Genomic DNA, 13,872 nt, shown 5'->3' with positions numbered 1-13,872 from the left:
TTCCTAAAGGGGCTAAGGCCCCTTTATTGTTTGTTCTATGAACAGTTAAATGAAGTTTTCGTGAGAAACGATAACATTGACTGTAAGTTCATTTTGAATGAACTATCATAGCCATCAATTACTACTTCGGTGTCACGGAAAGATTAATGACTAAGACAACTATTCTACTTTTGTGTGGTGGCGGCTCCTCTGAGCACGAAATTTCTCTTGTTTCAGCAAACTACATCCAACAACAACTCGCTCTTACACCTCAATTCAATGTTATTCGTGTTGAGATGAAAAAAGATGGATGGTTTTCTGAGCAAGGTGAGTTGGTTTATCTCGACACCAACAGCGCTACATTGAATGGTGACAAGATTAGCCAACCCATTGACTTTGTTGTTCCTTGTATTCATGGTTTTCCTGGTGAAACCGGTGATATCCAATCAATGCTAGAGTTAGCGGGTATTCCTTATTTAGGCTGTGGACCAGAGGCTAGTGCAAATAGCTTCAATAAAATCACATCAAAGCTATGGTATGACGCGTTAGATATTCCTAATACGCCATATCTCTTTCTAACTCAAAATACCACTGATTCAATAGAAAAAGCTCAGCAAGCCTTCCGCAATTGGGGCAGCATTTTTGTTAAGGCTGCTCGGCAAGGATCTTCGGTTGGATGTTACAAAGTCACTCGAGAAGAACAAATAGCTCCAGCGATAGAAGCTGCATTTGGATTTTCTGAGCAAGTATTAGTCGAAAAAGCGGTCAAACCAAGAGAGCTTGAAGTTGCTGCATACGAAATGAATGGGCAACTACATATCTCCAAACCGGGGGAAGTCATTGCCCCAGAAGATGCCTTTTATTCTTATGAAGAAAAATACAGTGCAAGCAGTCATTCTCGTACCGTTATTGAAGCTGAACACTTAACTGAGGCACAACATAACCTTATTCAGCAATGTGCAGCACGTGTTTTCATCCACATGAAATTACGTCATTTATCTCGTATTGATTTTTTCCTAACACAAGATGGGCAAATCTATTTGAATGAAGTTAATACATTCCCGGGAATGACACCCATTTCAATGTTCCCGAAAATGTTGGAGCACAACGGTCATCAATTCAGCGAATTTCTCGCTTTATGTGTTACCAATACCTTGGCAAAAACTAAGTAAGGTCTCTCGCCTAAGTTGCGTTGTCACTTTTCAATATCTACCACTTACCATTGAAAAGTGATAACAGACTGGGAAAAGTCCTAAAAGATATGAGATAACTCTCTGTAAGCTAACGAATTAGCGATATTAAACTTGATAACCTGAGATATAGAATTATTATTTAGGTAGTATCAACAAAAAAGCAGAGTGTATATGGCTGTTGCAATTTACCGAGGTTTTAATCTCCAATCGGCTGATAACCCAGCCGAAATATGGCAAGTCAGGATCAAAAATCATGTACTTAGTGGCAATTTAGCGGCAGTAAAAAAAAGTATTGATTGGTTTTGTGATACCGCTTCGATCATTGACCCCAAAGAGTTCGAGTCAATAGGTCAGAAACGGGAAGTTTCAGCGGGAGCTCAAGAGCAATTCAATGGATTTACCATAAAAAATGACACTGGTGAGTCTAATGCGTGGTATTGCTTTTTTAATGGCCGTTTGATTAAAGGTTCTAAAATCGCCATTCAAAAACATATCGAAGCTTATGTCTTAGCGAGACAGAAAGCGATACAACAACAGACACAACAAAAAAGATAGAAACAACCTATGACATTGGTGTACTCAACAGAAACTGGGCGCATTAAGCCTGAAGAAGTAAAAATTGAGCGTCCGAAAGGTGATGGTATTGTCCGGATATTTCGAGAAACTAAAGGGCGAAAAGGTAAAGGAGTTACCATTATTAAGGGATTAGATGTCGATGACACTGCTTTGAAATTGCTTGCGGCTGAGTTTAAGAAAAAATGTGGCTGCGGGGGTGCAGTTAAAGATGGTGAGATTGAAATTCAAGGTGATGTTAGAGATCTCTTGAAAACGCTAATCGAAGCCAGAGGTTATAAAGTGAAACTAGCGGGTGGTTAAAACCCGCTTTTTTACATCTACCGAAACTCAAATCTAATCGAAAATCCTTTGACCCATACCATTTTTGTTGTAAGTACAACCAATGATCATAGTTAACATTGCAAATGGTAATTATGATTATTAGGTATTTTATGGTAAATACAGTTATGTTCAATTCTTGGCAGAAGGAGGGGTAAGCTGAATATATCGGATGGTTCCGACATCACCATTTAACATAAGACCGATAATACGCACTAAGCGTTATTAGAAAATCTTAATGTCTTGCTCAAGGTCTTGCGGTGTTTTTCTAGCTACTTGAACGTCATCTTCATCACGAACCGGTTCGCGTTCGATGTGAGAGCGACAAGTAACATAATCCTTTGCGTCAGAGTATGAAATGACCACCAAACAAGGGTCAACGACTTGAAAGTTGAAACCCATCTTATAGAGCAGCTCGCTATCAAAATAGTGGGACTTGTTGTCTAGGCCGACTATCTCAAGATTAACGAAGTGCTTCTTGAATCCGGCGTTCCCGATGTGCTGAGTGACGACCGAGGAAACAAAAACCTCTTTGGCCTGAACTGGCAAAGGCATTACTAAAAGATCATTAGACTTAAACGAAACACCCACCGAATGCAGAACGCTATCAGCAGATACTTTAAGAGAATCAAAGACCCTTTCTTTAGGAACTGGAGAAGCTTGGCCAGAAGTCTGAGAAAGTGAGGTTTGAGGAACTTGGCCACCGTCAGAACTGGACGAAGAATTGGGTTGAGCCGTTTGCTGACTCGATACTGAATACTGAGTAGAAGTGTTATCACTGTTAAGCCCCATTAAGCCGTTAATCATTACTGAAAAGCCGATAATTAGTGCAAGAGCCGCGCTCATAAGTTTTGGCTCTTTGTACAACGGACGTCCCCTATTCTGTCGGGTCGTCTTTCCGGTCGCTGTAGACAGATAAAGCAAGTGAACAGCACGAGGTACTTTCTCTTTGTCTACACGATCATCCTTGGTTGGGTGGATACTGGTTGAACGTGGGTCATGAAAAAACATGCGCGTTTGGCGTTTCTTCCAAGGAAGTATTCCATCGAGTGAACTGTGATTGATGGCCGTCTCTGAAACAGATTTAATTTCAGAGCCAAGTTTAGAGATGTTCGGAGTACATAGAACAATGTCCCAGTTGTATTTGCGGTGACGTTGAAAAGCTTCTTCAAAGTTTTCAGGCATGATAATCAAGCCGTTTTCATCGACAATACGCTCGCCAATGTCATCCACATAATCTTCAGGCGGTTTATAAGACTTCTTAATGCGGTTGTAAAAATCGATGTAATCGGCAGGAAGATATTCAGAAAAGGAATCAATACCAAGAAAGGTATTTTTTGCCATATCAAAGCCAGTTGTTTTATTAAATATATCTTGGGCTTCATCGATGAGTATTAACGCGCCAAGATGGCACCAGTTATACCAGTTTTGCCAGAGTGCTTTGCCTTTCTTGTTCTGTGAAGAGATACGGTACAAGCGTGCAGAATTGGGGAATCTCTCCCCAATTAGCTTCTCGATTTCTTCTAAGGTTCGCATCCCTTCCACGTTAGTAATAACGATGCGACCTTGGCGAAGTGCCGGAAGAACTTCATACCAAACAGAGTAAGAGCTTTTATAAGAACCTGCGGGGCCATGTCGAATAATAGTAGCCATTTACCACCCCATAAAATTCATGACAAAGCGAACCATCCAAGCCTCGCAAAGCATAGTTATCGATTTTAAAAGTCCCATAGCTTGAAATGTTCCGCGATATTCAGCAGGTAAACGAGATACCGCATCAGATATAAGTGAGTCTAAGCCGATATTAATTATTAATGACTGAGCAACGCCGTAAGCAAAATCAAGCGTTTCAAGCATGAATAAGAACTTCAAGTAAACAGCGAATTCGATGAAATAAGCAAAAGAGCGCTCAATAAAACTAGGCGTACCCTCCACTACTTCATAAATATCATTAAAGAAAGTAACAAACCAATCAAAAGCCTCTTGATTTTGATTAGGAACGGTTTCAGCCAATGAACCAAAAGAAATCAAAACTAATAATATAGCCAAATAACGCATTGTTATTATCTCCTTGCTGCAACGATACCAAAGCAAATAACCGCAACAACCAAAGTTATGATATTAGCAATATCAGGACTAATACGAGATAGAGCATCATTTTTAACTTGGATGTTAGAGTTACCATGTTGAAGACTGAACTCAACGGCAGGAACAGAGCCGCCAGTTTCATATTTAGGGACTGAGATTAAGTTTTTAATTTCGTTAATCTTAGACTTTAAAGAGGTTTTAATATCAGTCGTCTTTGCCTGAACTTCCGCTATGTCGGAAGCATCAAGAATATTTTCAAAGGGATCCTTTACTTCAGGACGGCCAAAGTTAAGTCCAGACTCACATTGTTCTTTTTCAGGGTCACAACCAGAGCCGGAATCACCATCACCATTACCACCGCCACCGCCAGAACCGGAAGCACCAGACACAGATTTATCAATCGAGTTGATAGCACCAAGGATGCCAGAGTTATAACGCTCTTGAGTTGCTGCGTTTTCGTTCTGGTCTTTACGTGTTTGAGTGAGAATGGCCTCGATGTTCTGCAAAGACTTATTAGCGGAGTTAAGCTCATTAACAACACCTGCGTTACCCTCAGCACCAAGGTTAGAGTTGTCAGTATCGGGTGAGGTATCAGGGTTAGGTGGTGTGAAGTTATCTTCAATGCCTGCGTCAGGGTCATAACCACTATTACCGCCGCCAGAATCAGGAAGCGGTAAATCAGGTTGGTCAGGAACGGGTAAATCTGGTTTGGGGACTTCAGGCCATTCGTGACCAGGAGGATTCCAAGTCGTGTTATCAGGGTTATAGGTACATGCTTGGCCTGTATAGTAAGTTGTGTAAGCACATTGTTCGTCAGCAGTGCCGCCACCAGTACAAAGAGAAAGGCCGTCAGTGGTTCCGACTTGGATAATGCAGTTGTTAGCAGTACAAGCAGAAAAACCAAGGAGATTTGGAGGGCCATAACTAGACTTGTCTTTAGTTCCTGCTTCTGGACAAGTAGGAGCCGGAACACAAGTATTAGTTGATGGATTTAGGACTTCGTCAGAATTACAAGTGGGAGGTGGTGTATATTTTGTTTTGCTGTAAAGAACAACAAGGATATTAACAAAAGAATAATTAAAAGTAACAGTTAGGTTATATTTATGCTCACGATTATGGAAGCCCACATATTCAAGATATGAAACTTTATAAGAAAGGTCAGGTTTTGAAGGTGAATATAATTGTAGTTGGGAATTAATAATAGAATTTGACGCAGTAAAAGATCTAATAGATAAAAAAACAGGCTTAAAGCGCTAACGAAATGGTACTGGAGGGAATTAGAGTAAAACTCGCTAGCGCTCAAACACTGGCGCGCTACGCTTGCGAATACAAGGTGAATGCCGATAGTTCTGTGGAATTTACCCCCGTAATACTAGACGGGGGATTACCATCTTATCTCGCGTCCTCCTCCGCTCAGCGCCGCTGCGTCCGGCGCGAGAGAAGATGGCAAAATTAGCCTCACAGCGACCGCTGTCTAGATGGACATTGTAGAAATTCCGTCTCCTCGCATCAGCGAAGCTGATGACTGCGGCGGACGGCTGAAATTAGACAAAAATCGATTTATGTCATTTTTGACATACTGAGATGACATACCACTTAATGCGTATTATACGCCATTATGTTACGGGCTCACTCTTGCAGAACGATGCAGCAAGCTGCCCACCTTCTGCTGCAAGTGAGGCCGTCAGTGCTGGCGCAATGGTACTGACGACTACCCCTCAACATAACGCCGAACCACATAATGCGCATTAAGGTGTTTTGGTTTTTTTGGTGGGTGTTACAACGAAATCCGACTTGTAACGTGACGTTGTTACTTATTTAGTGATTTATCCTGTCAAATACTCCCTCAACCCAACCGTCTGTAATTAAATTACAAGACCTAGCTCTTGCATTGATTCGGCACATGTTCTTTGGAAGAAAAAACCAACACAAAACATTGTTATAAAAGAAAAATATTAAAATCACAAAGATATCTCGGTGGTTTTACATTCAGATTCTTGATAAGAAAAAAGCACTCAATGAGTGCCTTGGCTTTGTTCCATTTTTTCTTGTCGGATTTGTTGGGCTATGATTTTTATTGCTTCTGCAGTGCTAATACCTTCTGCCATCAGCTTCTGAATTTGTTCGACCGCCGCTTGCTGTTCAGCGTGAGTCAATGTAGGTAGATCATCAAACATAAAAAAGGCTCCTTTGAAAGGAGCCATACTATAGAGAGATGCTTAGTAACTCGCAAGGAAGTTGACATACGCCCCCATCGCATTGTCATTGGTATAGCTTGCACCGATATCCAATTGGAAAAGATTAAGTGGGGAAAGACCGATGCCACCGGTAATGGTTCCCTCTGTGTTATCGTAAGCAAGATTTTTATTGTACCCTGCCCTCAACTTTAGCTGACGCATTATGTCAATCTCACCACCGACACGAATCATCTGGGTGTTATCGTTGAAATCCTTGTAACGCTCTTCTTCATTTAAGTCATAATCCACACTAAAAGTGAAGTAATCTGCGACAATGCCTGCACCTATCGTGAACTGGGGTTTCATATCATAGGAGTATGAAACCGGACTTCCTGAGATCGAGCTGATGGTCTTAGTTTTTATTTCGCGTGAAATTAAATTGGTTGCTGCAAAACCAATGCGTATAGGGCCATAAAACCATAGAGCCCCTGCATCCATATTGAAAATGGTTTCTCCAGTACCGTTGTCACGCAAATCTTTAATATCGTAGCTATTTAAGTTTGCTTCATAAACATACGTATACACCCGCTGTAGCTTTGGAGTTATACCAAAAGCGATATGCTGACCTAAGAACGTTTGATATTTAGCCAGAGTAATTCCAAGTTCCGTTACCCCAACGGATACAGCATTAACTGAACTGGCTTTCGCTCGTTCAAGCTCACAGAGATCATCGGAACATACTCGGCTATCAATATTAGGTGAAACAAAAGATTCAGTATAGGCTTTCCCAAACACGTTGGCAGAAATAAACTGGTTCGGAATAGCAAAAGCGATCACTCCGCCTAACTCAGCATTGAGTACATCTCCCTGCATGGCGTTCAGGTTTTTATTAAGCTGATCTATATTGCTGAAATCGCCTTTTGAAGTCTGCTCTATGATTGACGAAACATTATCTAAATCAGAAATTAAATCATTAGGGTCATTATAAGATAAGCCTATGCTTGGTAAGATCATTCCCGCATCATCATTACGACGATAGATTGCGACGAGTGCAGGGTTATAAAATGGGCCTGTTAGAAAGTTTCCTGAGACAACTCCAACTCCCCCCATTGCATCGCCACGTGCTTCAATTGCATAGTTGGCACTTAGTGCGAGTGGGGATGTGAGAATTAATGAACAACCAACGGAAAGAAAGATTTTATTCATAGTGATGTTAAGCCTATTCGTCCTTTTTATTTATAGCGGCATATTGTCCAATATCTTCAGTTATTCCTCCACATTAACGTCATAGGTTTTGCTAATAACCTGAGATTGCTCAATTGCCAGTGGTCCCTGCCAACGCTGATGAATCATAGATACAGTGACAATGTAACGATCTGACGGTAGTGAAATATTCTCCAAGTTGGTTGGATAATCGGATTCATAGCTTTCATTCCAAATCTGTTTATAGTTGCCATCAATATGATCGAAAACAGAGATGGATAGCTTAGGTAGCGGGCAATGTGGATTTAGCAACTGAGTTTTCTGAATCTGCCACTCATCCTTGGAAGTCCATCGAACGACTTGCTTGGCAATAGTGTCTCCAAATACGACCCATGCGCTCCATGACTCTTGGTCAGTCGCCGTAATATCAATTCGATATAGACCAGCACTAAGAGGATTGGTTAAGTTATAGCGTTGCGCATAGCTATAAATCCCAGATGCGATAACGTCACCTCGATTTGTGAGTGCGCTATCCGTAGAGACAATTTTATCGATCCACTTCGTTAGTCGAATGTCCGCAATTGGAACCTTAGTTTTTGTGTCAATCGCAACCTGATAAGCATCACGACCAGGGCTTTGTACATCCACTCGTCTTATAGTGACTGCCTGTATCCATTCAGGAAAAGGTTTGTTATCTAGCCCTTTACCGCAATCCACTATTAACGACTGAATTAAAAGATCATTTAGATGTGTTTTCAGATTTTTATTTTTTTCTAGTTGCCACACTTCAACCAATGAACTGAACATATTTTCCAGATCATTATTTAGTAGATGTTGATGCGCTTGAGTTAGCGGTGTGTTTTTTTCAAACCACCCTGTAGCATCCGAAAATGCAGGTGTACTAAGTAGTACACCTGATAACAACATAAGTGCATTAGGCTTTGCCATAATCACGCTTTCATTTTATAACCAACACCGCGAAGTGTTTCTATTTCCAAGCCTGGTAGTTTTTGACGTAGCTGTAATACATGGGTATCGACGGTACGAGTTGTTGGAAAATGGTTATATCCCCAAACATGATCGAGAAGCTCATCTCGGGTAAAAACTCGGCCAAGATTGCTAGCCAAAAATAGTAGCAGATCAAACTCTGTACGAGTCAGTGTGATTGATTCACCATTAAAAAACACTTCGCGAGTTGCCTTATCAATGGTCAAGTTCGCGGTGACTACTTTACTATCATCTTGGCCATTATCCGGAGAACGAAGCTGAGCGCGGATTCGAGCAAATAATTCCGCCTCGGCAAAAGGTTTAGTTAGATAATCGTTGGCACCAGCATCCAACCCCGTGACTTTATCTTTTACGGTCACTAAAGCGGTTAGAAGGATAACAGGGATATCTTTGATGTTTTTCCAATCTACTAAATGCTGAACGGAATCACCGTCAGGTAGCTGGCGATCAAGAATGACGAGATCCGCCTTGTCCCAATGTTGTTTAACATCTGCAATGGTTTCTGCATGTAAACAGTCATAACCAGCTTGTTCTAAACTGACCAATAGGCCATCAGCGAGGTTTTTGTCATCTTCAACGAGAAGCAGTGTCTGTTTCACAAGGTATCTCCAAAATAAAGGTAGTCGGTGGTCCTTCGAGCGACATTTTGCCACCCATACGTGCCACCATAGATTCGACAATAGTCAAACCAAGGCCTAAACCGCTTTTACTCACAAATGGTTTGCGTAAATGGCGCCAATCACGATGAGTTAATAAACCTTGGTCTGTCACTTTAAAAGTGACTAGGTTAGTTTGAGTTATCACTTCAAGAGTGACAGGTGCTACGCCATATTTGACAGCATTGCGCAATAAATTATCCACGCAAGTTCCTAGCCAATACACATTTAGCTTGGCTGCGACATCTTGATTGAGTTTAAGAGTGATGGCTCCACTGAACTCTTCTTCAACTTTGTATTGTAACCACTCTTCCACAGAAGGAACCCAGTCTGAGGCTAGTGGTTTACTATCAGACTGTAAATAATCTTTGCTGGCCTCTGCGAGTTGACGTAAACGTCGTGAGTCTTCACATAGACGTCGAAACTCATCGTACAGAGATTCTGGCAAATGCTCAAACTCTCGGCGAAACCCTTCGACAGTTAAAGATAAACTCGCAATAGGAGTGCGTAGCTCATGCGTAAGGATTTGCAGAATTAACATTCGGCTACGCATTTCTTGCCGTTTGGAATTCCAACGATACGCAGACCATCCCAAAACAAGGAAAATATTGGCCATGACTAGAATGATCATGCTGGTGCGCAAAAGATCGGAATGATCCTCTACATCCCAGCAAATGTTGCCACGTTGAATAAAACAGGTGTTATCTGATGATAAAAGGCTATAGCTCAGCCCTGCCTTATTGGCATTGGTTAACCAGTTTTCTTCATTGAAAAGGTAATAAATATCCCCTTTTCTCAGCCATAATTCATTGCCAGAACCAAACATAGATGCCCCAGAGATCAAGGCTGTAATTGAATCCTCAGTCATATTTTGTAACCGATACAACAAGGTTCCATTAGCTGCATTGGGGCGCTCTTGTATATGCATATACGGGAGCAGTTTTTCAAATTGAGCTGGATATTTTTCCGCATAACGGAACGCATAGGTTCCCCCTCCTGGATGGATAAGACCACTACGAGCAAACCAGCGAGGCGATAGGCTGGAACCTTTGCACAAGGTCCGCGTGAAAACCAATGGCTCGGTAATTAATGGGCTAAGGGGAAGCTTTCCTGTACAAGTTTGTGAGAGTTTGTACAGCAATTGAATATCTTTCAGTGGATAAACGGATGTTTGTGGCAACATGCTGTCTGGAGTCAACAAACGTGTTGGGAAATCATTCTGTATAGTTCGGATATCGTAAGAGGTCTTCGCAGAATTGGAGTCAAAGAGCGAAACAAACAGATCGATACGCTCAGGAAGCGAATCTGCATAAACTGGGTTGGATATGATGACAAAGTACAAACTTGCCAACGTTAAATTGAGCGCTCTTCTCAAGGGATTATTTGGTTTAACTAGCATGCAAAAACTATAACGCATTATCCGGTAAAGAGATATTCCAGTGTTATATTGATGTCAATAATGACACTTCACAAAGTAAAGAAGCCAGCATTATGCTGGCTTCTTGTTAGACGATAATTTTAGAGCGCTTTAGCAATGGCATCGACACTCTCTTTTGCATCACCAAATAACATCATCGTATTGTCTTTGAAGAACAGCGGATTCTGAACGCCAGCATAACCCGTATTCATGGAACGTTTGAATACGATTACGTTTTTCGCATTCCATACTTCAAGAACTGGCATACCTGCAATCGGGCTGTTGGGATCTTCCAATGCAGCTGGATTTACGGTGTCGTTTGCTCCGATGACTAATACCGTATCGGTTTCATTGAAATCATCATTGATTTCATCCATTTCCAATACGATGTCGTAAGGCACTTTCGCTTCAGCTAACAATACGTTCATATGGCCAGGCAAACGTCCCGCTACTGGGTGAATACCAAATCGAACGGTTACACCTTGCGCACGCAGTTTCTCTGTAATTTCGTAAACAGGATACTGTGCCTGAGCGACGGCCATGCCATATCCCGGAGTGATGATAACTGACTTAGAGTTTTTCAGCATGTCAGCGACTTCTTCCGCCGTAGTTTCACGGTGTTCACCCTGCTCTTCATCACTGCTAATCACAACTTCTTGGCCAAAACCACCTGCGATTACACTGATAAACGAACGATTCATGGCTTTACACATGATGTAAGACAGAATCGCACCTGATGAACCAACAAGTGCACCAGTCACAATCAGTAGATCGTTAGCTAACATGAAACCTGCCGCTGCCGCTGCCCATCCAGAATAAGAGTTGAGCATTGAAACAACAACTGGCATATCAGCACCACCAATTGAAGCTACCAGGTGGTAACCAAAGGCAAAAGCGATCAAGGTCATCACGATCAGTGCAAATAAACTACCATCCACGTTGACAAAATGAATGAGCAGTAGACCTGAAACAACCAAAGCGGCCAAATTCAGTTTGTGCTTGTGAGGTAGATTTAGTGGTGTTGACTTGATGATGCCACGCAGCTTTCCAAACGCGACAATCGACCCAGTAAAGGTTACGGCACCGATAAAGATACCCAAGAATACTTCGACCAAGTGAATTACGTGTTCAGCATGGGTTGCAGCTTCTGGCGCATCGATGTAGCTGTTAAAGCCAACCAATACCGCTGCCATACCCACGAAGCTGTGTAACACCGCAACCAGTTCTGGCATTTCGGTCATTTCCACTTTCTTTGCGTAGTGGATACCAATACCACCACCGATCACCATAGCCAATAGCACCCATGCAATACCCTGTGCACTTGGGCTAAAAATGGTGGCCAGTAAGGCAATTGCCATACCAGCAATACCATAGTAGTTACCAAATCGAGCTGATTCTTGTTTAGACAAACCAGCCAAGCTCATGATGAAAAACACAGCAGCAACAATGTACGCTGCTTGTACCAATCCTGCAGACATTGTGTACTCCTAGTTTTTACGGAACATTTCAAGCATACGTTTGGTGACAGTAAAACCACCAAAAATGTTAATGCTTGCAATCAAAATAGCGATAAAGGACAAGAAGGTCACAATGCCACTGCCCTGACCAATTTGTAACAGTGCACCTACAACAATAATACCTGAGATTGCGTTAGTTACAGACATTAAAGGTGTATGTAGTGCATGTGTCACGTTCCAAACTACGTAGTAACCGACTACACAAGCGAGTACAAATACGGTGAAGTGACCAAGGAAAGCAGCAGGTGCAACAGAGGCAACCCACGCAAACAGACCTACACCAACCGCTAAACCCGCCAGTTTTTTGATTGGCGATGTGGGTTCGGCTTCTTTTTTCTGCGCTTTTACTGGCTGTGCTTTCGGTTTTTGTTGAGGTTGCGCTGAAACCTGAATAGGTGGCGCTGGCCAAGTGACTTCACCTTCTTTAATGACAGTAACACCACGAAGCACTACATCTTCAAAGTTAATGTCGATATTGCCATCTTTTTCTTTGCACAGAAGTTTGAGTAGGTTCACCAAGTTAGTGGCATAAAGTTGTGAAGATTGCGTTGGTAGACGCCCCACCATATCGGAATAGCCGATCACTTTTACGCCATTAGCCGTAGTAATCACCTGATCTTTTACTGTGTATTCACAGTTACCACCGTTCGCAGCGGCAAGATCGACAATCACACTGCCTGCTTTCATGCTGTCCACCATTTCTTTGGTGATCAGTTTTGGCGCAGGTTTGCCTGGGATCAGTGCGGTAGTAATTATGATGTCTACATCTTTCGCTTGGGCAGCATAAAGTTCAGCAGCTTTACGATTGAAATCATCAGACATCTCTTTGGCATAGCCATCACCTGAGCCAGCGGTTTCTTGGAAGTTAACTTCCAAAAACTCGGCCCCCATCGATTGCACTTGCTCTTTAACTTCTGGACGAACGTCAAAAGCACGAACAATCGCGCCTAAACTGCCTGCAGCACCGATTGCCGCTAAGCCAGCAACACCAGCCCCAGCAACAAACACTTTTGCTGGAGGTACTTTACCTGCTGCGGTGATTTGACCTGTGAAGAAGCGTCCAAATTCATGGGCAGCTTCAACCACGGCGCGATAACCGGCAATATTTGCCATCGATGACAGTGCATCAAGTGCTTGTGCACGAGAGATACGAGGAACCGCATCCATTGCTAAAACGTTGATGTTTTTGCTCGCCAGCTTTTCCATCAAGGCAGGGTTTTGCGCTGGCCAGATAAAGCTGACTAATGTTGTACCCTCTTTAAGTAGAGAGATTTCTTCATCGAGTGGGGCGTTAACTTTCAGGATAAGCGGACAAGCCCAAACGTCTTCACTTGAGCCCAAAGTTGCTCCAGCAACGACATAAGCTGCATCATCGAAACTCGCAAGCGCTCCGGCTTTTGTTTCGATACAGACCCCAAAACCTAATTTAATTAGCTGTTCTACCGAAGACGGTGAAGCAGCCACTCGCGTTTCACCTACGAGTTGTTCTCTTGGTACACCAATTTGCATAGCGGTTCCTTGACTATTGGCACAATGATTAACTGTTTTTATCGGACGATGACATCAACTGCAAGCTGTTTGTAATTCGATTACGAACTTAGGTTACTTTTAATATCAAGTTGAGGCTGATTGTGTGAAGTCTGTTAGATAATTACAACGATTTTCACACAAAGCAGAGGTCGAACCAGTGTTGGCGTTCTTCCTTGAAAACAGAGGCTTGCCTTGCGCCAGCATTGAAAA

The 13,872-nt window shown here is 42.4% G+C and carries 13 protein-coding genes; 3 read left to right on the top strand and 10 right to left on the bottom strand.

Annotation, left to right across the window (positions count from 1 at the left end):
- Positions 1-146: 146 nt before the first annotated feature.
- The 3 genes from VOA_RS07010 to yciH all read left to right on the top strand — a co-directional run bounded on the left by VOA_RS07010 (position 147) and on the right by yciH (position 2,048).
- Complete coding sequence (locus VOA_RS07010) at positions 147-1,151, top strand: D-alanine--D-alanine ligase (RefSeq protein ID WP_000169441.1); 1,005 nt, start codon at positions 147-149, stop codon at positions 1,149-1,151.
- A 192-nt stretch (positions 1,152-1,343) separates the two neighbouring features.
- Positions 1,344-1,727, top strand: a complete 384-nt coding sequence (locus tag VOA_RS07015; RefSeq protein WP_000257352.1) for a DUF3319 domain-containing protein — start codon at positions 1,344-1,346, stop codon at positions 1,725-1,727.
- Positions 1,728-1,736: 9 nt separating this feature from the next.
- Positions 1,737-2,048: a stress response translation initiation inhibitor YciH gene (gene yciH / locus VOA_RS07020; RefSeq protein ID WP_000177183.1), complete on the top strand. Its 312-nt coding sequence runs from the start codon at positions 1,737-1,739 to the stop codon at positions 2,046-2,048.
- A gap of 243 nt (positions 2,049-2,291) precedes the next feature.
- On the opposite strand, the gene VOA_RS07025 is transcribed toward yciH, so the two are convergent.
- From VOA_RS07025 to pntA, 10 genes are all read right to left on the bottom strand, one after another.
- On the bottom strand, positions 2,292-3,719 hold the full coding sequence (locus VOA_RS07025) for a zonular occludens toxin domain-containing protein (protein WP_000190971.1): 1,428 nt from the start codon (positions 3,717-3,719) through the stop codon (positions 2,292-2,294).
- A complete protein-coding gene (locus tag VOA_RS07030; protein WP_001269657.1) occupies positions 3,720-4,124 on the bottom strand; it encodes a DUF2523 family protein in 405 nt (134 codons plus the stop codon).
- Positions 4,125-4,129: 5 nt separating this feature from the next.
- Positions 4,130-5,281: a hypothetical protein gene (locus tag VOA_RS07035; RefSeq protein ID WP_000505719.1), complete on the bottom strand. Its 1,152-nt coding sequence runs from the start codon at positions 5,279-5,281 to the stop codon at positions 4,130-4,132.
- An 888-nt stretch (positions 5,282-6,169) separates the two neighbouring features.
- Positions 6,170-6,331 carry a YoaH family protein gene (locus VOA_RS07040; protein WP_000459077.1) on the bottom strand — a complete coding sequence of 54 codons (162 nt, stop codon included), beginning with the start codon at positions 6,329-6,331 and terminating at the stop codon, positions 6,170-6,172.
- Between the two features lie 42 nt (positions 6,332-6,373).
- A complete protein-coding gene (locus tag VOA_RS07045) occupies positions 6,374-7,537 on the bottom strand; it encodes a conjugal transfer protein TraF (RefSeq protein WP_001033314.1) in 1,164 nt (387 codons plus the stop codon).
- Positions 7,538-7,597: 60 nt separating this feature from the next.
- A complete protein-coding gene (locus VOA_RS07050) occupies positions 7,598-8,482 on the bottom strand; it encodes a DUF2861 family protein (protein WP_001118302.1) in 885 nt (294 codons plus the stop codon).
- A 2-nt stretch (positions 8,483-8,484) separates the two neighbouring features.
- Entirely contained in the window at positions 8,485-9,141 is a 657-nt protein-coding gene (gene vxrB / locus VOA_RS07055; RefSeq protein ID WP_000815045.1) for a response regulator transcription factor VxrB, read from the bottom strand.
- Positions 9,116-10,597: a sensor histidine kinase VxrA gene (gene vxrA, locus VOA_RS07060; RefSeq protein ID WP_032468315.1), complete on the bottom strand. Its 1,482-nt coding sequence runs from the start codon at positions 10,595-10,597 to the stop codon at positions 9,116-9,118. The genes vxrB and vxrA overlap by 26 nt, the downstream gene beginning before the upstream one ends.
- A 119-nt stretch (positions 10,598-10,716) precedes the next feature.
- Positions 10,717-12,093, bottom strand: a complete 1,377-nt coding sequence (gene pntB / locus VOA_RS07065) for a Re/Si-specific NAD(P)(+) transhydrogenase subunit beta (RefSeq protein WP_001272514.1) — start codon at positions 12,091-12,093, stop codon at positions 10,717-10,719.
- 9 nt (positions 12,094-12,102) lie between these two features.
- Positions 12,103-13,641 (bottom strand): Re/Si-specific NAD(P)(+) transhydrogenase subunit alpha, encoded by a 1,539-nt coding sequence (gene pntA / locus VOA_RS07070; RefSeq protein ID WP_001165538.1) that lies wholly within the window; start codon positions 13,639-13,641, stop codon positions 12,103-12,105.
- Between the last annotated feature and the right edge of the window lie 231 nt (positions 13,642-13,872).

Source organism: Vibrio sp. RC586 (assembly GCF_000176715.1).
Classification (GTDB): Bacteria; Pseudomonadota; Gammaproteobacteria; order Enterobacterales; family Vibrionaceae; genus Vibrio.
The sequence above is the reverse complement of the archived record's forward strand: the minus strand, read 5'-3'. Positions and strand labels throughout refer to the sequence as shown.

Bases quoted from the DNA above. Each gene is read 5' to 3' on its own strand.
- VOA_RS07010 (WP_000169441.1), top strand. From the start codon at position 147: ATGACTAAGACAACTATTCTACTTTTGTGTGGTGGCGGCTCCTCTGAG.
- VOA_RS07015 (WP_000257352.1), top strand. From the start codon at position 1,344: ATGGCTGTTGCAATTTACCGAGGTTTTAATCTCCAATCGGCTGATAAC.
- yciH (WP_000177183.1), top strand. From the start codon at position 1,737: ATGACATTGGTGTACTCAACAGAAACTGGGCGCATTAAGCCTGAAGAA.
- VOA_RS07025 (WP_000190971.1), bottom strand. From the start codon at position 3,719: ATGGCTACTATTATTCGACATGGCCCCGCAGGTTCTTATAAAAGCTCT.
- VOA_RS07030 (WP_001269657.1), bottom strand. From the start codon at position 4,124: ATGCGTTATTTGGCTATATTATTAGTTTTGATTTCTTTTGGTTCATTG.
- VOA_RS07040 (WP_000459077.1), bottom strand. From the start codon at position 6,331: ATGTTTGATGATCTACCTACATTGACTCACGCTGAACAGCAAGCGGCG.
- VOA_RS07045 (WP_001033314.1), bottom strand. From the start codon at position 7,537: ATGAATAAAATCTTTCTTTCCGTTGGTTGTTCATTAATTCTCACATCC.
- VOA_RS07050 (WP_001118302.1), bottom strand. From the start codon at position 8,482: ATGGCAAAGCCTAATGCACTTATGTTGTTATCAGGTGTACTACTTAGT.
- vxrA (WP_032468315.1), bottom strand. From the start codon at position 10,597: ATGCTAGTTAAACCAAATAATCCCTTGAGAAGAGCGCTCAATTTAACG.
- pntB (WP_001272514.1), bottom strand. From the start codon at position 12,093: ATGTCTGCAGGATTGGTACAAGCAGCGTACATTGTTGCTGCTGTGTTT.
- pntA (WP_001165538.1), bottom strand. From the start codon at position 13,641: ATGCAAATTGGTGTACCAAGAGAACAACTCGTAGGTGAAACGCGAGTG.